General features: G+C 48.8%; 18 protein-coding genes. 8 read left to right on the plus strand and 10 right to left on the minus strand.

Annotation, left to right across the window (positions count from 1 at the left end; all coding sequences use genetic code 11):
* Positions 1-29: 29 nt before the first annotated feature.
* The 8 genes from HR45_RS05980 (at position 30) to panP (ending at position 10,447) form a co-directional block, all read left to right on the plus strand.
* Positions 30-1,016: a DmsE family decaheme c-type cytochrome gene (locus tag HR45_RS05980; RefSeq protein ID WP_156104033.1), complete on the plus strand. Its 987-nt coding sequence runs from the start codon at positions 30-32 to the stop codon at positions 1,014-1,016.
* A 12-nt stretch (positions 1,017-1,028) separates the two neighbouring features.
* Positions 1,029-3,104, plus strand: coding sequence for an MtrB/PioB family decaheme-associated outer membrane protein (locus tag HR45_RS05985; protein WP_037440752.1), 2,076 nt, complete (start codon positions 1,029-1,031; stop codon positions 3,102-3,104).
* 421 nt (positions 3,105-3,525) lie between these two features.
* A complete protein-coding gene (locus tag HR45_RS05990) occupies positions 3,526-4,119 on the plus strand; it encodes a hypothetical protein (protein ID WP_037440757.1) in 594 nt (197 codons plus the stop codon).
* Between the two features lie 11 nt (positions 4,120-4,130).
* Positions 4,131-4,727 (plus strand): uracil-DNA glycosylase family protein, encoded by a 597-nt coding sequence (locus tag HR45_RS05995; protein ID WP_037440758.1) that lies wholly within the window; start codon positions 4,131-4,133, stop codon positions 4,725-4,727.
* 20 nt (positions 4,728-4,747) lie between these two features.
* A complete protein-coding gene (locus HR45_RS06000; protein ID WP_037440760.1) occupies positions 4,748-5,890 on the plus strand; it encodes a sugar diacid recognition domain-containing protein in 1,143 nt (380 codons plus the stop codon).
* Between the two features lie 175 nt (positions 5,891-6,065).
* On the plus strand, positions 6,066-7,424 hold the full coding sequence (locus tag HR45_RS06005; protein ID WP_037440762.1) for a GntP family permease: 1,359 nt from the start codon (positions 6,066-6,068) through the stop codon (positions 7,422-7,424).
* A gap of 49 nt (positions 7,425-7,473) precedes the next feature.
* Entirely contained in the window at positions 7,474-8,631 is a 1,158-nt protein-coding gene (locus tag HR45_RS06010) for a glycerate kinase (RefSeq protein WP_037440764.1), read from the plus strand.
* A 172-nt stretch (positions 8,632-8,803) separates the two neighbouring features.
* The gene (gene panP, locus HR45_RS06015; protein WP_037440765.1) at positions 8,804-10,447 is read left to right on the plus strand and encodes a pyridoxal-dependent aspartate 1-decarboxylase PanP; all 1,644 of its coding nucleotides are present in this window, start codon (positions 8,804-8,806) and stop codon (positions 10,445-10,447) included.
* 75 nt (positions 10,448-10,522) lie between these two features.
* Here panP and HR45_RS06020 read toward each other — a convergent pair whose 3' ends face one another.
* The 10 genes from HR45_RS06020 to pstA form a co-directional block, all read right to left on the minus strand.
* A complete protein-coding gene (locus tag HR45_RS06020) occupies positions 10,523-11,230 on the minus strand; it encodes a hypothetical protein (protein ID WP_052074548.1) in 708 nt (235 codons plus the stop codon).
* Positions 11,230-11,793: a cyclin-dependent kinase inhibitor 3 family protein gene (locus tag HR45_RS06025; protein ID WP_037440767.1), complete on the minus strand. Its 564-nt coding sequence runs from the start codon at positions 11,791-11,793 to the stop codon at positions 11,230-11,232. Before HR45_RS06025 ends, HR45_RS06020 begins: the two co-directional genes overlap by 1 nt.
* A 135-nt stretch (positions 11,794-11,928) precedes the next feature.
* Complete coding sequence (locus tag HR45_RS06030; RefSeq protein ID WP_037440769.1) at positions 11,929-13,641, minus strand: phospho-sugar mutase; 1,713 nt, start codon at positions 13,639-13,641, stop codon at positions 11,929-11,931.
* Positions 13,642-13,787: 146 nt separating this feature from the next.
* Positions 13,788-15,332, minus strand: coding sequence for a peptide MFS transporter (locus HR45_RS06035; RefSeq protein ID WP_037440771.1), 1,545 nt, complete (start codon positions 15,330-15,332; stop codon positions 13,788-13,790).
* A gap of 225 nt (positions 15,333-15,557) precedes the next feature.
* Entirely contained in the window at positions 15,558-15,911 is a 354-nt protein-coding gene (locus tag HR45_RS06040) for a YajD family HNH nuclease (protein ID WP_037440773.1), read from the minus strand.
* A gap of 27 nt (positions 15,912-15,938) precedes the next feature.
* Positions 15,939-17,909, minus strand: a complete 1,971-nt coding sequence (locus HR45_RS06045; RefSeq protein WP_037440777.1) for a BCCT family transporter — start codon at positions 17,907-17,909, stop codon at positions 15,939-15,941.
* Positions 17,910-18,339: 430 nt separating this feature from the next.
* Complete coding sequence (locus HR45_RS06050; RefSeq protein ID WP_037440780.1) at positions 18,340-18,939, minus strand: DUF502 domain-containing protein; 600 nt, start codon at positions 18,937-18,939, stop codon at positions 18,340-18,342.
* A 156-nt stretch (positions 18,940-19,095) separates the two neighbouring features.
* Positions 19,096-19,797 (minus strand): phosphate signaling complex protein PhoU, encoded by a 702-nt coding sequence (phoU, locus tag HR45_RS06055; RefSeq protein WP_037440782.1) that lies wholly within the window; start codon positions 19,795-19,797, stop codon positions 19,096-19,098.
* Between the two features lie 31 nt (positions 19,798-19,828).
* Positions 19,829-20,647 (minus strand): phosphate ABC transporter ATP-binding protein PstB, encoded by an 819-nt coding sequence (gene pstB / locus HR45_RS06060; RefSeq protein WP_037440784.1) that lies wholly within the window; start codon positions 20,645-20,647, stop codon positions 19,829-19,831.
* 36 nt (positions 20,648-20,683) lie between these two features.
* Positions 20,684-22,336, minus strand: a complete 1,653-nt coding sequence (gene pstA / locus HR45_RS06065) for a phosphate ABC transporter permease PstA (protein ID WP_037440785.1) — start codon at positions 22,334-22,336, stop codon at positions 20,684-20,686.
* Between the last annotated feature and the right edge of the window lie 47 nt (positions 22,337-22,383).

Raw genomic sequence — 22,383 nt, forward strand, 5'->3', positions numbered from 1 at the left:
CCCGTTTGGACAAATCAAGGATGCCAATGATGAAAACACAACAAAAATTACGCTCTGTACTGAATACCGTTGTTATGACTGCGGTTCTCGCGCTGAGCGTGTCACATGTAGCCAATGCCGCTGTATGGGACAAAAAGATGACCCCCGCCGAAGTTGAAACGGCGTTGGATAAAAAGTTTGAAGAAGGCAAATACTCGCCTAAAGGTGCTGATACCTGTCTGATGTGCCACAAGCGTAACGACAAGGTTATGGCCATTTTCCAAGGCGTACATGGCGCTATCACCTCAACTAAGAGCCCAATGGCTGGTTTGCAGTGCGAAGCGTGCCACGGCCCACAAGGTAAACACCGTGGAGCCAACGAACCGATGATCACCTTTGGTAAGGACTCTACCCTGCCCGCTGAAAAGCAAAACAGCGTATGTTTGAGCTGTCACCAAGACGACAAACGTATGAACTGGCAAAGCAGCCACCACGCAAGCGCTGATATTGCGTGTGCATCTTGCCACTCTATCCACGCGGCTAAAGACCCAATTCTGTCAAAAGAGACCGAAACTGAGGTTTGTACCAGCTGTCATACCAAGCAAAAAGCCGACATGAACAAGCGTTCTGCTCACCCGTTGAAGTGGAAACAAATGACCTGTACTGATTGCCATAACCCTCATGGCACCAGCACAGAGGCCGATCTCGTAAAGCCAACAATCAATGAGACTTGCTATAGCTGTCACGCTGAAAAACGCGGTCCAAAATTGTGGGAGCACGCGCCAGTAACTGATAACTGTGTTAACTGCCACAACCCACACGGCACCACTAATGACGCCATGCTGAAAGCACGTCCGCCACAATTGTGTCAGCAATGTCACGCGGGCGAAGGCCACACAGGCGCAGCCTATCTGGGCAACACCAGCATTGGTGGCATGGTAAATGGTTCAGCCTTCACTGGCGGACAAAGCTGTATGAACTGCCACAGCCAAGTTCATGGTTCAAACAGTCCATCAGGTAAGCTGCTGCAGCGCTAAGGAGACAGCAAGATGAAATTCAGCCTTAATGTAATTACCATCGCCCTGCTGGCTCACGCAGGATTCGCTATGGCAGCCGATGGCTATGGTCTGGCAAATGCCAAGACCGACGGTGTTAAATTTGATAAATGGCAATGTAAAGCTTGTAAAGTAGAAGCAGGCACTGAAGGCAGCGTATCTGTCGGTGTTGGTTATCTAAATGATGGCGATGACATCCATTCAGCAAACGCACTGGATACTGAAAACGATATCGCCACCAAAGTAGATGCAGATGTTACTCATATTGCAGAAAGTGGCTATCGCCTGAGCGTAGAAGCACATGATCTTGGTATGGATAGCGGTAGTGCTGTCATCAGTGCTAGAAAGCCAGGGAAATACAATTTCTCGGCTGGCTTGCGCCAAATTGCCACCTACGGAAGTGATGCGGGCAGAACCCCGTTTACACGTGACGGTGAATATCTGTCATTGTCTGATGACTGGATCAATGCCGGTAACTATGCCGATTTAAGCGGCGTTACCACCCATCTGGTTGACCTATCACTGAAACGTAAGCGTTATTCCATTGGTGGCGAATACACCAGTGATAGCCTGTTCACGACCTATGTGAACTTTCAACGCGAAGATAAAACCGGCACCAAAGCGACTACCGGTGTCATTTTTAACCAAGCGACCATGCTGCCTCAAGATGTCGATTACACCACAGATATATTAGAAGCGGGCGTGAAGATGAGCGGCGATCATTGGTTCACAGCACTGAGCTACAATGGCTCACGCTTCAGCAACAACAATGACAGCCTAGGTTACGACAACCCATTTGGTGTCACCGCTGGCCAAACCTCAGCGTATCTTGCAGAAGATCCAGATAACCAAGCGCACACAATTTCGTTGAGCGCGTTGTACACCGACGCTGGTGCAATTGTTTCAGGTCGCGTATTGGTTGGTCGTATGACACAGGATGATGAGCTGCTGACTGCGGGTTACAGCTATAGTCTGCCGGAAGAGTCTATTGACGCTCAGGTGGATATTCTGGGTGTCGATCTAAAAGCGTCTAAACGCTTTGGCGCTGTGCGTGTGAACGCCAGTTATGACTACTATGACCGTGATAACAAAACCGATGTTGAAGAGTGGACACAAATCAGCATCAGCAATGTTTCTGGCCAAGTGGCTTATAACACGCCATATGACAGCACCACTCAAAAAGCCAAGTTGGAAGCGGACTACCGTATTACTTCTGGGGTCAAGTTAAGCGGTGGTTACAACTTCAAACGTGATGAGCGCAGCTATCAAGACCGCGAATCAACGGATGAGAACAGTGTTTGGGCACGTTTGGCAGTGAACAGCTTTGATCACTGGAATATGTGGCTTAAAGGCAGTTACGGCGAACGTGACGGGTCAAACTATCAAGCATCTCGCTACACATCTACCGAGTCTAACGCATTGCTGCGTAAGTACTATCTGGCAGATCGTAAGCGCAGCATGGTAGAAGTGCGCGTATCCCATACGCCGATCGACAGCCTGACAATCGATTTCGGTGGCCGTTATGCTTATGACGACTACGACAACACCGAAATTGGTCTGACAGAGTCACGCGATGCCAGCTTGGATGCAAATGTTAACTACCAAGCAACCAAAGATCTGAACTTCAACCTGTTCTACAACCATCAGCGAATTAAGTCTGAGCAAAATGGTAGCAGCAGTTTCAGCACCACAGACTGGTATAGCGAAATTGAAGACACGGTAGACGTAGTTGGCTTTGGTACTTACTACGACAATCTGATGTCGAAAAAACTGCGTTTAGGTCTGGATTACAGCTATGCTGACTCCGACTCAAATACTGTCGTACATCAAGCGCTGACGGGTGATTACGGTACCTACTACGCGAAACAACACGACCTGAATCTGTATGCCAACTATCAAGCAACAGAAAAAGTCGGTGTGCGCCTTGATTACCGTATGCAACGTTATGAAGATAACGACGCTGCAAACGACCTAGATCTGAACAGCATCTGGAACGTCGTGAGCTTAGGTAATACCGACCACGATTACACCGCTCATCTGATTATGCTGAGTGTTAATTACAAATTGTAATCAGAATGCTGTAATCAATCGTAATTGACGATAAAACCCGCAACTTGCGGGTTTTATTTTGGCCAAAATTTGCGCCAGATCACTTTTAACTATCTGAAACAAAAAGTTTCTATATTTTGCTTGTGTTCCTTAGCTTAAGCTCCTAAACTCATCGCTAACGTTGCATTTTTGTTAATTTTGTATTAACAGGCACTATTTATAACTGCCGTGTTTTTATACAACTTGCTAATTTTTTGGTGGTTTTCCAACCTAACCTCCAACCGCAACAACTCTATTCCATTACCTTGTGATACTTCGGCGGAGGGATCCGCCCATTTTTTTATTTGCCTCTCAACCGAGCACACAATTTGTCGCAAATTCGCTTGCATGGAGCTGGCGATTAAGACAAGGTACTTTCACCGAAAAAACATTTCTTAATGCCATGAAATCCAGTCGTTTACTTACCTCAGTCTGCTGTTTATTTACCAGTAATTTCATTTTTAGCGCTCACGCCGCAGAACCGAGTGGCATGGTGACCAGTATCTATTTTCTGATGCTGCTTGGGGGTTTTACCCTATGTAATATACCGCTGCAGGCGTTGTTCTATTTTAACGGCCAATATTGCAGTACAAGATTCCCGCTGTGGCATACGGCTATAGCGTTAATCGTCAACATCGTGGGGGCGGTGCTGGTAATTGACCAACAGCCATCAACGGCCTATTTATCGATGTATTTGGGCATCATCATCGTTGCCATAGCGCTGGCATTATTACCTATGTGGCTGCGTCAATCCGCTAAGCCTCAATCTCAACACGCCAGCCGCAATCTGCTTATTGGCGCAGTGATCTTTGGTTTAGTTTCGTTGCTGGCATGGCCGGTCGCGATTTTTTCAGCGGCCCTTGCCATAGTGGCAAAGCAACAAAACAGTGAACAGCAAGGTGTCATCAATGGCGTTTGCTGGCTAGTCGCCCTCGCCACAATTATCTGGTTCGGCTATCAGGCAAGCATGCTCTGGCAGCATATTCCAGCAAACTAACGAGTTTTAACATGGCTGACGCTTGCCAACAGCTTCTAGGAAAAATAGCCAACTGCCGGCTCTGCGAGGCGCAATTGCCTTTGGGGGCAAAGCCCATACTACAGGCTGATAGTGCAGCGCGAATTCTGATTGCTGGGCAAGCTCCCGGTAGTATAACCCACCAACGTGGTCGACCATTTGATGATGCTAGCGGCGAACGACTGCGGCGTTGGCTCAATGTGGATAGCGATACATTTTATAATCCATCACTGTTCGCCATTGTCCCAATGGGCTTTTGCTATCCTGGTCGCGGTAACGGTGGCGACGCACCGCCACGACCAGAGTGTGCTGCAACCTGGCGCCAAGCATTACTCGCTACACTGCCCAATTTTCAATTGACCTTGCTGTTAGGCCGCTATGCTATTGAGTGGCACTTGGCTGGCAACCCGCTTGCCAAAGCACCGCTCTCGACACTCACTGAACAATGGCAGCAAATGTGGCCAAATGTGATGGTGCTGCCCCACCCTAGCCCACGCAATAACCGCTGGTTAGCTCAGCACCCGCTATTTGAAACCGAACAACTACCGCGATTACAACATCGCATTGCCGAGTTGCTGTACGACGCATAAGTGATCTCAGGAGCTTAACCATGTACTTTCTTGACGCTGCTATCGCGCAAAAAATTGTCGACCGTACCATGCGAATTATTCAGCACAACATCAATGTGATGAATAGTCAGGGCATCATCCTCGGCTCAGGAGATAAAAGCCGCATCAACACCGTCCACGAGGGAGCGCTTCTGGCGATAAGTCAGAACCGGGCCGTGACCATAGACAGCGGTAGCTTACAGAGCCTGCAAGGGGTTAAGCCGGGGGTAAACTTGCCGCTGCATTATCGCGGTCAAATCATCGGCGTCGTCGGTATCACAGGAGAGCCGGCCGAATTAGGGCACTACGGCGAATTGTTAAAAATGACCGCCGAAATGATGGTCGAGCAAGCCAATTCACTACAGCTTGAGCAGTGGCATAAACGACAGCGAGAAGAATTCATCTTACAGTTGCTGCGGCATGAAGGAGAATTGCCCGACAGCATGCATGCATGGGCCAAACAACTCGATATTGATTTAACCCTGCCACGCGTTGCAGCTGTGATCGAACTCAGCAGTGCAACACAAGCGCCTACGACGCTCAAAGATGTGCAGATGTTGCTGGAGTATCCGCAGCGTAATAACCTCGTGGCAATGACCGCAATGGATCAATTAGTGATCCTCAAACCCGCTTTTTTAGATGGCAAAAGTTGGGACCCACAACTTGAAGATCAACGGATTGAAAAGTTGTTAGTTCGCTTACCTCCTGACACTAAAGGCCGGCTAAAAATCGCCCTAGGGCATTATTTCTCAGGTGCAGGCGGTCTGCAGCGCTCCTACCAAACCGCTTGCGAAACGCTGACATTAGGTAAACAATCCGCACCTGAGCAGACCAAGTATCTTTATCAAGAGCATGCGTTATCAGTGCTGTTATCTGGGCTCAGCCATGATTGGCGTGGACAGGAACTTGCCACCCCGTTTATCAAGTTACAAGCACAAGACCGCCGTGGCGTGTTAGTGAAAACGCTGCGAGTTTACTTACAGCACTTTGATGACCAGCAACGCTGCGCCGAGGCGCTCTATATTCATCGCAATACGCTGCGATACCGGTTGGAGAAGATTGCTGAAATCAGCGGCATCGATATTGCGTCACTGGATGGATTGCTACAGCTTTATCTTGGTGATGTTCTCAGTCGTTTAGAATAATTCTTTAATTGTGCACACATACAAAAAATGTGCATTAAACGCCCCGATTTCGGTGTTTTTTTCTAAAGCTAAACACAAATCGCCTCGCTCATAATGGCTAAGCTGATGTCTTGCTACATCAGCGTAACAAAACGCCAATAAAGCAAACCCAATAACAAAAAATTAAGGGACACACATGAGCCTGGTATTGATCTTACTAGGGGTAATCATCTTTATCGTGATTGCCACTTCCAAACTGAAGTTACATCCATTTTTAACACTGCTACTGGCAGCCTTCATCGGTGCCTTTGCCTTTGGCTTACCCGCCAAAGATATTGCTAAAACCATCAGTAATGGTTTTGGTGGCATTCTGGGATATATCGGTTTAGTAATCGTTTTGGGGACGATTATCGGGACTATTCTGGAAAAAAGCGGCGCGGCCATTACCATGGCGGACACGGTTATTAAACTGATTGGTAAACGTTTTCCGACCTTAACCATGTCGATTATCGGCTACATAGTGTCAATTCCGGTGTTCTGCGACTCTGGCTTTGTCATTCTGAACAGCCTAAAGCAATCGATGGCAAATCGCATGAAGGTTTCGAGTGTCGCCATGAGCGTGGCACTGGCGACGGGTCTTTATGCGACCCACACTTTTGTTCCGCCGACGCCGGGTCCTATTGCGGCAGCAGGTAACTTAGGTCTGGAATCGAGCTTGGGGTTAGTTATCGCTATCGGCTTGTTAGTTTCGGCGGTGGCAGCGTTCGCTGGGATGCTGTGGGCAAACCGCTTTATGCAGGATGAACCGAACGGTGAAGGTGCAGACGAACTTGTACACCAAGCGGAAGAATTCGATAAATTGAAAGCCAGCTACGGTAAATTGCCGAGTGCAACCGCCTCTTTTGCCCCGATCTTCGTGCCAATTTTGTTGATTTGTCTGGGCTCCATTGCCAACTTCCCATCAAAACCGGTTGGTGTTGACGGCTTCTATAGTTTGCTCAACTTCCTTGGTCAGCCGCTTAACGCGCTGGTTATCGGTTTGGGACTGTCGATGTTATTGCTTAAACCTGAAAACCGCATCAAAGAGTTTACGAACCGTATCTCTGAGGGGTTAATCGCTGCAGCACCAATTTTGCTGATCACCGGTGCTGGCGGTGCCTTTGGTGCAGTGATTAAAGCGACGCCAATTGGCCAGTATCTCGGCGCCACTCTGTCAGCCTTAGGCATTGGCATCTTCATGCCATTCTTGGTCGCTGCAGCGCTGAAATCAGCTCAAGGTTCTTCAACCGTCGCGCTGGTGACTACTTCAGCCATGGTTGCGCCGATGCTTGGCGATATTGGACTCGGCTCAGAAATGGGTCACGTGTTGACGGTAATGGCAATCGGTGCAGGGGCGATGACAGTCTCTCACGCCAATGACAGTTTCTTCTGGGTTGTCACCCAATTTAGCCGCATGAGTGTGTCACAAGCTTATCGCGCGCAAACGATGGCAACTGCGATTCAGGGGATTGTTTCTGTCGTATTCGTCTGGATATTAAGTTTGATTTTGCTTTAATGCCTGTGAAGCCACCTATGGTGGCTTCACGTTGTAACAGGACACTAGCATGAAAATTGTAATTGCACCGGATTCCTTCAAAGAAAGCTTGAGTGCACTCGAAGTGGCGGATGAAATTGCTGCCGCATTCGCGCTGCACTTGCCAGATGCTCAATTTGTCAAAGTACCGGTTGCCGACGGTGGTGAAGGCACAGTGCAGTCGATGGTTGACGCCACTGGGGGCCAAATTATCCACAAAACGGTCACGGGTCCCATGGGTAAGCCCGTCAACGCACACTATGGCATTCTGGGCGCCGACAGCAGCTTTGGCGAAAACACCGCAGTGATCGAAATGGCCGCGGCTTCAGGTCTGCATCATGTCCGCGCCGGGGAGCGTAATCCGCTACTAAGCTCCACCCACGGGACGGGCGAACTTATCTGTGACGCACTCGATCGCGGCATACGCCATATCATTCTGGGATTAGGTGGCAGTGCCACCAATGATGCCGGAGCCGGTATGATCCAAGCGTTAGGCTATCGTCTTTTAGATAGTGAAGGCCGCGAGCTTGCGCCGGGTGGCGCAAGCTTGGCGACACTACAGTGTATCGACGCGTCAGGACGCCATCCGGCATTATCTGAATGTAGCTTCGACGTTGCCTGCGATGTGGATAATCCGCTATGTGGCGAACGTGGTGCCTCCGCGATTTTTGGTCCACAAAAAGGCGCGACACAAGCAATGGTGCAACAATTAGATGCTGCATTGGCCCATTTTGCCGATACCGCCATCGCCCAAGGTTTTTCTGATGCAAGTCAAGAAGCCGGTGCCGGCGCGGCAGGTGGCATGGGCTTTGGCGTGATGACCTTTTTACAGGGGCAGTTGCGTCCAGGGGTCGATATTGTCATGCAAGCCGTCGGGCTCGCAGAAAAAGTGGCTGGAGCAGATTTAGTCATCACAGGCGAAGGGCGCATCGATGGCCAGACAGTCTTTGGTAAGACGCCGATGGGCGTGTTACGCGTCGCGAGGCAGCATCAAGTCCCCGTAATTGGGATTGCCGGATGTCTTGGTGATGGCGCCGAAAAAATGCTGGAACAAGGCATGAGCGCCATCTTTGATATCATTCCCGCAGCATCGGATCTGCAACAAGCACTCGCGAATGCCAAACCGAACTTACACCGAGCCGCCAGTAATGTGGCCGCAGTTTGGTGTTTAGGAAAACGGGGCTGCTAAGCGTTAGACATTAGTCTAATTTTCAATAAAGGCTGGGTTTTCCAGCCTTTATTTTTTCGCCATTCAGCGTCCTGCTTGCTATTGCAACGCTTGTATGGGTAAATGGCTTGCAGTAAAGTGTCCCCCCATTCTTAGGCCTCACAAAGGCGCTATTGCGAGAACAGTTCAATCCATGTCTGCCAGCAAATCACGTAAAGCAACGGCTTCTGAAGAAAGCTTGTTGCGTATTTTTACGGTGCCTGAAGCGCCGGAATCAACGCTGAGTAAGATTGAACAAGCGCTTTCTGAGGATCTCGAAGGCTTTCTCAGCCAGAGTATTGTGGCGTTAGAGAAGCCGCTGCATCAGGTGGAAAGAGATTTCCGCGCCTTTGAAATTCCCGATGATCCTAAGTTTGTCTCGGACTATACCGAAGAGATGATGCAAACCTTGATTGCCCATTCGGTCCATACCGCGGCGCCAAGTTTCATCGGCCATATGACCTCTGCTTTACCCTACTTTGTGCTGCCATTGTCAAAGATGATGGTCGGGCTCAATCAGAATCTGGTCAAAATCGAGACCTCGAAAGCCTTTACACCGTTAGAACGACAAGTACTCGGGATGATGCACCATTTAATTTATGGTGAACGAGAAAATTTTTATCAGCGTTGGATGCACAGCGCAAATCATTCTCTTGGTGCGTTTTGCTCCGGTGGTACCGTGGCGAACATCACTGCGCTTTGGATTGCCCGTAACCGTCTTTTGAAGGCCGATGGCGATTTTGCCGGCGTCACAGAAGATGGTCTACTCGCAGGACTACGCCATTATGGTTGGCAAGATCTGGCGATTTTAGTGTCTGAACGTGGTCACTATTCGCTAGGCAAAGCCGCCGATCTGTTGGGGATTGGCCGCAAGAATATCGTTGCCGTCGCGACCGACGCGAATAACCGCGTCGATGTCACTGCAATGCGTGAAACAGCGCAAACACTGCAGCAACAAGGTGTACGCGTCATGGCAATCGTTGGCGTTGCTGGTACGACTGAGACTGGCAATGTTGACCCGCTAAATGAGCTCGCCGAGCTAGCGCGAGAGTTACAATGCCATTTCCATGTCGATGCGGCATGGGGCGGCGCCAGCCTAATGTCCACCAAATATCGCCAGCTGATGGCAGGAATAGAACACGCTGATTCGGTTACCATTGATGCGCATAAGCAGTTATATGTGCCAATGGGTGCAGGCATGGTGATATTTAAAGACCCAGAACTTGCGCGAGCGATTGTGCACCACGCGGAATATATTTTACGTCGCGGTTCCAAAGATTTGGGTAGTCAAACGTTAGAAGGCTCGCGGCCAGGAATGGCAATGTTGGTGCATGCTTGTTTGCAGATTATCGGCCGGCAAGGCTACGAGATTTTGATTAATAATTCGCTCGAAAAAGCGCACTATTTTGCCGAATTGATTAAACAGCATCCTGACTTTGAACTGATAAGTGAACCTGAATTATGTCTGCTCACCTATCGTTATGTGCCACAGAAAGTTCAGCAAGCACTCAATGATGCGGTACAGCAACAACAATGGCAAAAAGTAGCGCAGATAAACACGCTACTCGATGAGTTAACCCAAACCGTGCAAAAAGCACAACGCGAACAGGGTAAATCGTTTGTGTCGCGCACCCGTTTGCAACCAGCTTATTATCAGCGCCAGAGCATCACAGTTTTACGGGTAGTGCTGGCCAATCCACTTACGACTGAGCAGATCCTAAAAGATGTGCTAAGCGAACAGATAGCGATTGCCGAAAGTAAATCACATCTGCTAAATCAACTCGCTAAACTCTGCTAGGTGTATGTTGCAACAAGCGCTATCCAGCGTTTGTTGTTCCTCACAAACGAGACTGACACCCTTACCGACACATAGTTAGCTAAGTTGCGACAGCTGCCTCGCCATATCCGTTTTACGGGCAAGGAGTTTATCGACCAGTTTTGCGCTCGCGTCACATTGAAGCAATGTGGCGCTAATCAGTTCATCAGCCAAGTGAGTAACCACTTCTATGGCGGAGATTAATTGTTGAACGCTCATATTGGCGAACAGTAACTTTGCCATCGGGTTATCGGTTGCAAACCGTAGCGATTCAATTTCCCCGACCTGCGCAGTAAAGGCCGCACCTTTGGGATCGCCACCCGCTCGAAATAATAATGCGCCACCTAAATCCAACGTCAGCACACTACCATTATCGTCCACGCCCTGATTATCACCGTGAAGCCCTACTGCATCCCAGTTGGCCGTCCAAGCATGCACTCCGAACCAGTGGCACGCCAAAGCCCGTTCTTCTGTATCAAAATGTGCTATCGATTTCTTTTGTAATGGTCGCCAGCGCGTTACAACCTGACAGGGATCGCACGCGTGTAAATAGGTTAAGGTCGGCGCGCCCGTTAAACGATAAAGCTGTGCGGCTAACCATTCATTTTTAGCATGTAGAGGTGATTCAAGGGTTTTGACATAGTAACGAGCGCCTAGTGCATCCTGATAGACGCCTGCCGGATTACTGCCAAGAGCGCTGCCGATTCGCTGCCATTGTAACGTATCGATGCGATCCTCTTCAGAGAAGGAATTAGCGCCCAGCATCAAACATCATCCGATAATGCAGAGTAACTGCGTACTAACGCCAATTGCGCTGACGTTTCTATTGCTCCAGGTCGTTGCTGTCTCACCTGTTTAATCGCCTCGTCTACCGGAGTGCCAAGTTCAATCAACAGGCGTGCAGCTATCATTCCTGCTCGCCCCAAACCGCCCTTGCAATGCACCACGATATCCCGCTGCTGTCGCAATAACTGGCGTAAATGCAGGCCCTCGGTTTGCCAACTCGTTTCAAACGCCGCGCCGGGAACCGAATAATCAGCAATCGGAAGATGATGCCACTGCATATCGCGCCTTTGTACCTCAGCGCCTAAATCTGCCACCTTAAGACTGATGAGCTCATGTTGCTCCACCAGCGTGAGCACAGCTGCTGCGCCCCAGTGTTTAATGGCAGCGATATCTAACGACAGATCTCGCTGCCAGCCACCTGTCGCAGCCCACGGATCATACTTGCCCGGACAAAAGGTAATGCCAATACGGCCGACATCAGCGCTCGCTTGGACAGTGGCGATCTGCAGCGGATGAGTCAGACTGGTACGTAATAACGCCATAATGATTTCCTGATAGCACCTTAAACCAGCTTATGACGCTCGTCGCTCAGCTCGTTGATATTGCGCAAAAATCAGCCATTCAGTGACAAAAAAACAGAGCTGAAGCTCTGCTTTTTGCATGATGACGATGAGTGACTAACCCAACAAGGAATGTTGATGTTGACTAATCAACTTGTTCAGCCGCTCACTACCTTTGACCTCAGCGACCGCGTAAGTGTCATCCCCCAACGTCTGTACCACTTGGTAATAGCATTTGAGCTTAGGTTCAGTTCCCGATGGGCGCACGACAACGCGAGATTGATCCTGCAAGTGGTAAACCAGCACATCACTTTTGGGTAAATCTAACGCTTGCTCGCCGTCGACATCGATACGGACGCCACGTTTGATATCCTCAATGGCCACCACCGCAATACCAGCGATTACGGCTGGCGGTTCATTACGTAGCTTAGTGCCGATGTCGGCCGTATCAGCTGATAGGGCGATACTCACTTGTTTATTGAGATACATCCCATGCTGGCGATAAATTTCGTCCAAGTGCTGCCATAAGGTTTTATCCTGTGCGACCAATTCTGCCATTAACTGTGCAAATGCCAGCAATGCGGTTAAGCCATCTTTGTCGCGCACTAATGTGCCAATGGTGTAGCCAAGCGCCTCTTCGTAGGCAAACAAAAATTGCTGCTCAGCCGTTTCTTGCTGCATCGCCACATTGGTCAGCCACTTAAAGCCTGTCAGCGTGGTAAAACACTTGCCGCCAGCGGCTTGTGCGACCGCAGCCAACATAGAAGAAGACACAATCGTCGTCCCCACCAAACGCTGCTGTGGCGTCGCTTTACTCAGTAGATAATGCCCAAGCAATAAGCCGACTTGATCACCGGTGAGCTGCTGATAATCACTACCACGCTTCACCGCGACCGCTAAGCGGTCGGCATCAGGATCATTCGCACATGCGATTAACGCATCATGTCTGCGCGCTTCATTAATCACTAAATCCATTGCCCCTGGTTCTTCAGGGTTAGGAAACTTTACGGTAGGGAAGCTACCGTCGGGCTGTTCCTGCGCGGCGACTGAATAGACCTTGTCAAAACCAGCCTGCGCTAACAATCGTTTTGCCATATCGGCACCGACACCGTGCATGGCCGTATAGGCAATCACAATCTCATCTTTCTGCGCAGTTGATTGCAGCAATTCGGAACTGGCGACCGCCTGCTGATAAGCACTAAAAAAGTCATCGTCCAACCACTGCAATAGTTGCTGCTTTTCCGCTTTCTCGAGCGCGAGTGTGCGGACTTCAGTCGTCGCTGCCATTTCAATACAAGCCGCAATGCCAGCATCGTGTGGCGGAATAATCTGCGCGCCGTTTTCCCAATAAACTTTAAAGCCATTATATTCCGGTGGATTATGGCTTGCCGTGACAACGACGCCTGCCGCCGCATTGAGATGCTTAACGCCAAACGCCACCAGCGGCGTTGGACAAACTTGATTAGTCAGATAGACCTTGATCCCCAACGAGCAAAGCACTTCTGCTGTGTTATGAGCAAACCGCAGAGAATCGGGACGGCCATCGTAACCAATCACCACGCCGCGATCCGCGGCATCTGCCAATTGATTAAGCAAATATTGCCCTAACCCGGCAGCCGTTTGACGTATGACCAATAGGTTCATACGCGTTGGTCCAGCGCCAACGACGCCTCGCAACCCGGCAGTACCGAAGGCCAAACGCCCATCAAAACGCTGACGTAATGCCTGTTCATCACCAGCGTTGATTAATTTGGCCAACTCCATTTTTGTGGCCTGATCAGGGTCAAGCGCTAGCCAGTTTTTCAATACCAGCGCTAATTGGCTATCCATAGAAATACCTTACTAAACCTCATTAAGGGAATAAGGGTATGCAAACCGCTGTAATGTCACAAGGAAAACCTCTACAGCGGTTGCTCCCCTACTTTTTTGGCGATAAAAAAAGCCGCCCTCAGGCAGCTTTTTATCAAACATCAAACTTACTGTTCCGCTTTCACATCTGCTAAAGATTCAGCAGCGGAAGTTGCATGTGAATGGTGAGTTTCAGTCAAACGGCGCATCAATGGCAGTACCGCCAGCGCGATACCAGTACACACTACCGCAGCAATACCTAGCTTGTTGAACAGGCTGGTATAGATTTCCAGGGTTTGTACTGGGTCAGTCACATCTTTTGGTACGCTAGCGAAGTTTGCGACTACACCACCCAAGTATTGAGAAATACCAGAAGCCACGAAGTACGCCCCCATCATAAAGCCGCCCATACGAGCAGGTACATAACGTGCGATCATCGCCAGCCCCAAACCAGACACCAACAACTCACCTAATGAGTAAGCACCGTAACCCCAGATCATGATCCAAGATGAGGTCTTACCATTAACGGCAAATTGACCAGCAACACCGTAGATGAAGAAGCCCAATGCCACGACCGCAAAACCCAGTGCGAATTTACCGGCAATCGACAAATCTTTGTTATTACGACCCGCGGTGGCATACAACCACGCCAACAATGGGCTCAACAACATAATCCAGATTGGGTTCAGCGCTTGGAACTGTGCAGGTGACCATGTCCACAAGTGAATACCAAACATTTCGAATTCCCAGTCCACGTTACGCAGAGCGAACAGCGCCAGAGAAGTCGACATTTGTTGATAGAAGACGAAGAAGAACACGGTTTGTACTGTCAGCACTAACGCCGCAATCAAACCCGCACGTTCGCTTGGCTCACTGTTACGGATCAAGTGAACAAAAATCGCCAATACCGCAATACCGGCAATGTATACGAAGATACGTGCCAATGTTTGGTATTCGAGGATGATGGCAGACAAGGCAACTGACGCCAGTGCTAGAATCAGCACAGTCCCCAGTTTCTTCTTGTCTACTGGACGAGTATCAGGCTCAGAACCGTACATTTTCAGCGTTTTTGCCATTAATGCATAGTTCGCTAAACCAACCAACAAGCCCACACAGCAAACAGCAAAAGCGGCATGCCAACCGTAATGAGTACCAGCGTAGGCCTCATTGACATAGTCTTTGATCCAAGGAGTCAACAACATGGAAATGGTAGAACCAACGTTTACCGCCATGTAGTAGATAGTGAAGGCACTGTCGATTTTAGAATCATCGCCTTCATAGATTTTACGAACGAGGTTACCGGCATTAGGTTTAAACAAACCGTTACCAACCACGATGACACCAAGTGCTGAAAATAGGAACCAGGTATTTTCGGTAGGGACTGTCATCAGTGCATAACCGAGAGACAGGATACCAGCACCTAACAACATGGTACGTTTGGTGCCTAAGATTTTGTCACCGACCCAACCACCAATTGCTGGCGACACGTAGATCAATGCAGCACAGGCACTCCATACCAAGTTAGCACGTACATCATCAAAACCTAACCGTTGTACCATGAAGTACACGATGAGGGCTTGCATGCCGTAATAACCGAAACGTTCCCACAATTCGATAAGCGACACCGTCATAAACGAATGCGTCTTGCTCACCTTAGCTGAACCAAGAGTCATATCACTTGCTTCCATAGTTGTTGTAATACTTAAAGTGCAAAGTATATTGGCTCAGGCGGGTCAAGCCAATGACCGACCTCAGCAAAACAGACTTTGTTACAAAAACTCTGCCCACTTTTCGACCACAACAACTTAAAACGTGATACAGACCGCTCTAATTGCGAAGAAAAGTGCTGACAGAAATATTATGTTTAGTTGTTTATCAATTACTTAAATGTAATCTCGTTATTTTTTAGCCAACATATCTTTTAAACCCGCGAAAGGACTGTAAGTCGCAGCTGACTGAGCCGATTCGCGGGTATCGCCATATTGCACTAACTCTTCGAAACGCGCATGTTCGTTATCATGGCAATACAAGCACAACAATTCCCAATTAGAACCATCACTTGGGTTATTGTCATGGTTATGATCTCTGTGGTGCACAGTCAACTCACTCAAGTTTTTATGAGTGAACTCGCGCGCACAACGGCCACACACCCAAGGATACATTTTCAGCGCTCTTTCACGATAGCCCTGCTCTCGTGACGCTTTGTATTCTCTGGCTTGTGCCAACACTTGATCTAACTTACTTGTTGCCATGTAAAAGTCTGTCCTAACAGCGATGGATTATAGGCTCACATATTCTGCACTCGAAAGATGCAGATAGTGGCGGTATTTCTCGTACTGGGTGACAACGTCAGCCTGCAGCTGTTCCGCAGTGTATCCCATGACGTCATAATACTGCCCGCCATGCTCAAGAAATACCTCGACGCGATAATAGTTTTTATCGTTATCGTCAGACAACCCCGGTAAGGTATAACTTCTTACTCGCAAGGCGTAAACAAAAGTTTGCTGTTCAGAGCCGTCGAGAATAAGTCGAATACGATCATTATCGTTATCGTATTGCAACTCAGCTTCAATACCGCGTTGTTTAAACTCCTTTTCTACCACTGTTAGTGCCGATTCGGCAATCTTATCGAGATAAGCACGCGCTTCACTGTAGGTAGGATGGGAAATCAACACATCTAAATGTTCCTGCCAGGGTACGCTAGCTTTGGTGTATTGCACGGTCGAGTTATGTAACCTGACACTCATCAGTTTCAAGCGGTCATCTTTGAGCGCCTTAAATAACCCGATACACATCAGGATCATCACAATCAAAAACGGCATAGCACTGGCAATAGAGGCTGTTTGCAAGGCTTTAAGTCCACCCGCTAGCAGCAAGGCAGATGCGACAACACCCTCGCCCACAGCCCAGAATACGCGCTGCCAAACAGGGGCGTTTTCATCACCGCCGGAGGTCAGATTATCCACGACTAATGAGCCAGAATCAGAAGAGGTAACAAAGAAAGTCACCACCAGACATACGCCCAGAATCGACAGTAAGCCAGATAGTGGCAGATGTTCAAAGAAGGTAAACAGAGCCACTGACACATCAGATGACACGGCATCAGCCAGATACTGCGCACCTTGATTCATAATTGCATCAATGGCGGAGTTACCAAAAATAGTCATCCATAGGAAGGTAAAACCTGTGGGGACAAACATCACCCCAACAAGGAACTGACGAATGGTACGGCCACGAGATACACGTGCAATGAAGGTTCCGACGAATGGTGACCAAGAAATCCACCAGCCCCAATAGAACAGTGTCCAGCCACCCAGCCAGTCATTCTTCTGCTGATAGGCATACAAGTTGAAAGTCTTGTTCACGATATCGCTGAGATATGCTCCGGTGTTTTGTACAAAGTGTTGCAACAGATCCACAGTAGGACCCACTAACAGCACAAACACCATCAGCACAAAGGCCAGTCCCATGTTGAGTTCGCTGAGGATTTTAATCCCCTTATCAACACCAGTTACCACTGAGATAGTGGCCAGACAGGTAATGATGGCAATCAACCCAACTTGAACGCCGGGCGAGATCGGCAAACTATCACCAATCAGATAGTGCAATCCAGAGTTTACCTGCGCTACGCCAAAACCAAGCGAGGTCGCGACACCAAGCACAGTACCAATCACGGCTAACGTATCTACTGTATGTCCAATAGGACCGTAAATTCGATCACCAATCAGCGGATAGAGTGCACTACGCGGCAGCAACGGCAGTTTATGCCGATAACTGAAGTAAGCTAGGCTCAGCGCCACTACGGCATAGATAGCCCACGCATGCAGGCCCCAGTGGAAGAAAGTGATCTTAAGCGCTTCTCTGGCTGCTTCTAAGGTCTGTGGATCTGCATCCGGCGGCGCCAAGAAGTGCATCACTGGCTCACCAATACCAAAGAACATCAGACCAATACCCATACCAGCTGAGAACAACATGGCAATCCAGGTACCATAGCTGTAATCGGGTTCGGAATGGTCTGGGCCAAGCTTAATGTCGCCGTAGCGACTGACCATAATGAAAACGATAAAAATTAGAAATCCGGCTACGCCAAGGATATAAAGCCATCCGGCTTTTATTTGTAGCCAACTTTGGACACTGTCAAATACTGCTTGCGCTGAGTTCGGCCAAATAACACCGATCATCACTAGCGCAAAAAGACATATTACCGATGGATAAAACACCGGCCCATTAATACTGGTTTTAAAAGACATGAACACTCCCATTAGTTGAAAGATCGCCCAACTTGTCTCAAATACGGCTGGCAAGCCCTATTTATTAAGTAAAGCAAGGCGACCAACTTTCTGCCTTTTGGGTTAATCGTTTTTATGTGCAACCGCGACGACATCCTCTTTCCCGCGGCAGAGCTATCGCTCCAGAAATGGGAAAGAAAGCCAACCGTGGATTGATGTTGGCGGTCAGGAGCCAAGGTCAACAGGTCGGCTCACAGGCGTAATTGCACGCATTTTTTTAAATAATACGTAGCGGATTATACACATTTTTGCGCTAATTGGGGCGGTTGATACTACAAAAGCGCCAATTGACTAGCGTTGGCTCATGTTAGTTGCGTACTTTTACAGCAATCTGTCAGCACAGCAAACGCTCGTTGGCACTGTTCGCAAGCATGTGGAAATGGGTTCGATATCAATGTTGCTCGCCGTTTTCATCCGCCGGTTTCGATATTCCCGCCGTCAGATTAAAGCGCATAGCTTCTTCGAACGACCAGTCCACCATAATCAAATCTTCACGTTTGACCAGACTGGTAACCCCCGCCATTTGATAAGAGAGCTGAAACAACACCGGTACCCATTCCCCCTCGGGTAATGCATCCAGCAAGGGCTGTGGTGCCGTCTCGGTCATAATAAAGCCGACGACATAGCCACCATTCGCTTGCTTCACCAACACTGTTTGCTGATTTTTGGGTTTTGAAGGGTCGCGATTCATCAGTGATGCAATATCGCGAATACTGCCATAGACAGATTTAAACAGTGGAAAACGCATCAGTTGTCGTTCAACCCAATTCCACAGCCAGACAATGGGGCTAACCGAGAACAGTAAACCGGCAATAAACACTAGCATCACGACCAACAGGAAACCGGCCCCGGTAAATAACGACTGCTGCCCTACGGTAGACAACATCAGCTTACCCAGCTCATCCAGCGATGCAAACAGACTCCAGAACAACCACAGACTAAGTGCCATAGGCAGTACATTGAGTAAACCGCGGATCAGGGTACGCTTCATGAAAACCTCAAAATAGAATGAGCAAGATGCTGGAACGCTATCTTAGCATTGCCGCTCAAATTGACTATAACGCTTTTATGTCAGCACGTTATTCCGCACAAATGATAACGCCGCCATAACGGCGGCGTTGCAATTAGCAATTGCTGAACAGCAGGATTAGTCCTTTTCCATCTCTTCATAAGAGACATGGCGGACATCACGCCCTTTGACGTAATAAATGACGTATTCGCAGATATTTTTACAGCGGTCACCGACACGCTCTACAGCTCGTGCCGCCCACAGAACATCTAAAATCCCTGGGATTGAGCGAGGATCTTCCATCATGTAGGTCATCAATTGGCGAATAATGCCTTCATATTCACTATCAAGCTTGGCATCTTCTTTATGCAGTTCAATCGCTGAATCAACATCCATACGCGCCAACGCATCAAGCGTTGCATGCAGCAAGCGTGTGGCATGACGCCCCATACTTTCAATGCTCACCAATAAAGGCTGCTGATGATTGCTGCGTTTTTCCATTGCCGCTTTGGCAATCCGCACGCAAGCATCACCAATGCGCTCTAAATCCGCAATGGTTTTAGAAATCGCGATCACTAAGCGTAAGTCGCTTGCGGCTGGTTGGCGTTTGGCAATAATGCGGGTGCACTCTTCGTCAATATCGACTTCCATGCCGTTGACCCGATGATCGCCTTCAATTACCTTTTGTGCCAGCTCTACGTCCAGCGAGCCTAAAGCATCTAATGCCTGCTCTAATTGCTGTTCAACCAGACCGCCCATCGCCAGCACTTTATTGCGAATGTCTTCCAGTTCAGCATTAAACTGACCAGAGATATGACGGGTGAGTTGTTTATTATCCATGTTGTTGTTCCTCTGCCTCTGTCATCAACACTTAGCCGTAGCGACCAGTGATGTAATCCTCTGTTTTAGATTTTTTAGGGGTGGTGAAAATGGTGTTGGTATCGGCGTATTCAATTAGTTCACCGAGATACATAAACGCCGTTTGATCTGACACCCGCGCCGCCTGTTGCATATTGTGGGTCACAATCACCACGGTAAAACGTGATTTTAGCTCAGTGATCAACTCTTCAATGGTCAGGGTTGAAATTGGGTCCAACGCCGATGTTGGTTCATCGAGCAGCAACACTTCCGGTTCAATAGCAATCGCACGGGCGATCACCAAACGCTGCTGCTGACCACCAGATAAGCCAAAGGCATTATCGTGCAAACGATCCTTCACCTCGTCCCAAATGGCGGCACCGCGGAGTGACCGCTCACATGCTTCATCCAATTCTCGACGGTTATTAATGCCTTGCAAACGCAAGCCATACACCACGTTTTCGTAAATTGATTTTGGAAATGGATTTGGACGCTGAAACACCATACCAACATTACGACGCAACTTTGCGACATCCACCTTTTTGTCGTAGATATTGTGGCCGTTAAGCAATACCTCGCCGCTGATTTTGCAATCGTCGACCAGATCATTCATGCGGTTGATGCAGCGCAGCAATGTCGATTTACCACAACCGCTGGGACCGATAAAGGCGGTGACCTGCTTGCGCGGAATTTTCATCGACACATCAAACAACGCCTGCTTATCACCATAGTGCAAGTTCAGGCCGTTGATCTCCAACGCCGTTTGCTGTGGCGTAAGGTTGCGTAGATCCACTTTGCCAGTATGGGTCAATGCGGAATCAATTGAGATCATAAGCGGTTTTAATCCTATCCAGTTGGCTCACGCCAATCAGTTTTCCAGCGAGCGATATTTCTCGCGTAAATGGTTACGAACGCTAATCGCCGTTAGGTTTAGCGTCACAATCACTGTCACCAACAGAAACGAGGTGGCGTACACTAATGGCCGCGCCGCTTCGACATTGGGGCTTTGAAAGCCGACATCATAGATATGAAAACCTAAGTGCATGAATTTTCTTTCTAAATGCACAAATGGGAAGTTCATATCCACCGGTAAATTAGGTGCCAGTTTCACCACCCCGACCAACATCAAGGGGGCGACTTCGCCCGCAGCCCGCGCTACGGCCAAAATCAACCCGGTCATAATCGCCGGACTCGCCATCGGTAAGATGATGCGATACAACGTTTCGGCCTTTGTGGCACCAAGCGCTAAGCTGCCCTGCCTTACCGATGCCGGAATGCGACTTAATCCCTCTTCTGTCGACACAATTACGACCGGCAGTGTCAAAATCGCCAAGGTTAACGCAGACCACAACATGCCGGGCGAACCAAAGGTTGGCGATGGCAATGCTTCGGGATAAAACAATCGGTCGATTGAACCACCGAGCATATAAACAAAGAACCCTAAACCAAATACGCCATAAACAATCGACGGTACGCCAGCGAGGTTAATGACTGCAATTCGAATAATACGGGTCAACCAACCTTTATGAGCGTATTCATGCAGGTATACAGCCGCTATCACGCCAAAAGGGGTGACAATAACTGCCATCAACAGCACCATAAACACAGTGCCGAAAATCGCCGGAAATACGCCACCTTCGGTGTTTGCTTCTCTTGGTTCATCACTAACAAAATGGCCAACGCGGCTAAACCATGTCGCTAACTTCTGCATGGTAGAAAGACGATTAACATAGGTAGCATCAAGTACAGTATCCAAGCTCAGGGTGACGTCCTGCCCGCGCATGTCCTTTACCACCACGGCGTCACGCGCCGCATCTGCCCGCAGTGCAAACAATTGCTGCTCGAGCTGTTGATATTGCTGTTGTAAAGTTTGCTGTTCAGCGGCAAGCTCGGCTTTACGCGCGTCGGTCAACTCGTTGTTGAGTTCATATTTACGCGATTTAAGGCGTAAACGTTCCATTTGGTAGTTAATCGCGCCGATATCGTGTTTCTGTAAATCAACCGCCTGCTCATTTAATGCCACTGCACGTGCAATATGTTGTTCAAGGACAGTGGCAACATCATCGCTGGCAATCTCCTTGCCATTTTCAAGCACTCGCTGTGGCACACCGTAAAAATTACCGTTCTTACTGCGTTCAAATACCGCCACATTTTCGGGCGCACTGCGACTGATAATATTGCTGGCCAGAATCCAACGAAAATCGAGGCTGACAAATTCGCGGTTACCTGTTTTGACCAAATAGCGCGTAATAAATTCACCGCTATCATCGTCGAAGTGATACCCCGCCGCTGTGAGACGTTCGACAGGCACCTGCTCCTGATCATGAATCTCCCCAATCAAGGTGTAGGCCTTGCCCGCATCATCCTGCATCTGCCATTGGTAGATAGTGGCCGGCCAAAAATAGCTTAAGCCGCGCCAAGCGATCAGCAATAGCAATCCCAGCACCGCGATTAAGCTGACGCTGACGGCTGATCCTGTCATCCAGATCCAAGGGGAACCAGACTTGAACCATCTACCCATTAAGCTTGCTTCCTAGTATCGATAAATTGGTTAAACATAGGTGGCCT

The sequence above is a fragment of the Shewanella mangrovi genome, assembly GCF_000753795.1.
GTDB classification, from domain to species: domain Bacteria; phylum Pseudomonadota; class Gammaproteobacteria; order Enterobacterales; family Shewanellaceae; genus Shewanella; species Shewanella mangrovi.

Coding starts and splice junctions, on each gene's coding strand:
- HR45_RS05980 (WP_156104033.1), top strand. CDS start 30: ATGAAAACACAACAAAAATTACGCTCTGTACTGAATACCGTTGTTATG.
- HR45_RS05985 (WP_037440752.1), top strand. CDS start 1,029: ATGAAATTCAGCCTTAATGTAATTACCATCGCCCTGCTGGCTCACGCA.
- HR45_RS05990 (WP_037440757.1), top strand. CDS start 3,526: ATGAAATCCAGTCGTTTACTTACCTCAGTCTGCTGTTTATTTACCAGT.
- HR45_RS05995 (WP_037440758.1), top strand. CDS start 4,131: ATGGCTGACGCTTGCCAACAGCTTCTAGGAAAAATAGCCAACTGCCGG.
- HR45_RS06000 (WP_037440760.1), top strand. CDS start 4,748: ATGTACTTTCTTGACGCTGCTATCGCGCAAAAAATTGTCGACCGTACC.
- HR45_RS06005 (WP_037440762.1), top strand. CDS start 6,066: ATGAGCCTGGTATTGATCTTACTAGGGGTAATCATCTTTATCGTGATT.
- HR45_RS06010 (WP_037440764.1), top strand. CDS start 7,474: ATGAAAATTGTAATTGCACCGGATTCCTTCAAAGAAAGCTTGAGTGCA.
- panP (WP_037440765.1), top strand. CDS start 8,804: ATGTCTGCCAGCAAATCACGTAAAGCAACGGCTTCTGAAGAAAGCTTG.
- HR45_RS06020 (WP_052074548.1), bottom strand. CDS start 11,230: ATGCTGGGCGCTAATTCCTTCTCTGAAGAGGATCGCATCGATACGTTA.
- HR45_RS06025 (WP_037440767.1), bottom strand. CDS start 11,793: ATGGCGTTATTACGTACCAGTCTGACTCATCCGCTGCAGATCGCCACT.
- HR45_RS06030 (WP_037440769.1), bottom strand. CDS start 13,641: ATGGATAGCCAATTAGCGCTGGTATTGAAAAACTGGCTAGCGCTTGAC.
- HR45_RS06035 (WP_037440771.1), bottom strand. CDS start 15,332: ATGACTCTTGGTTCAGCTAAGGTGAGCAAGACGCATTCGTTTATGACG.
- HR45_RS06040 (WP_037440773.1), bottom strand. CDS start 15,911: ATGGCAACAAGTAAGTTAGATCAAGTGTTGGCACAAGCCAGAGAATAC.
- HR45_RS06045 (WP_037440777.1), bottom strand. CDS start 17,909: ATGTCTTTTAAAACCAGTATTAATGGGCCGGTGTTTTATCCATCGGTA.
- HR45_RS06050 (WP_037440780.1), bottom strand. CDS start 18,939: ATGAAGCGTACCCTGATCCGCGGTTTACTCAATGTACTGCCTATGGCA.
- phoU (WP_037440782.1), bottom strand. CDS start 19,797: ATGGATAATAAACAACTCACCCGTCATATCTCTGGTCAGTTTAATGCT.
- pstB (WP_037440784.1), bottom strand. CDS start 20,647: ATGATCTCAATTGATTCCGCATTGACCCATACTGGCAAAGTGGATCTA.
- pstA (WP_037440785.1), bottom strand. CDS start 22,336: ATGGGTAGATGGTTCAAGTCTGGTTCCCCTTGGATCTGGATGACAGGA.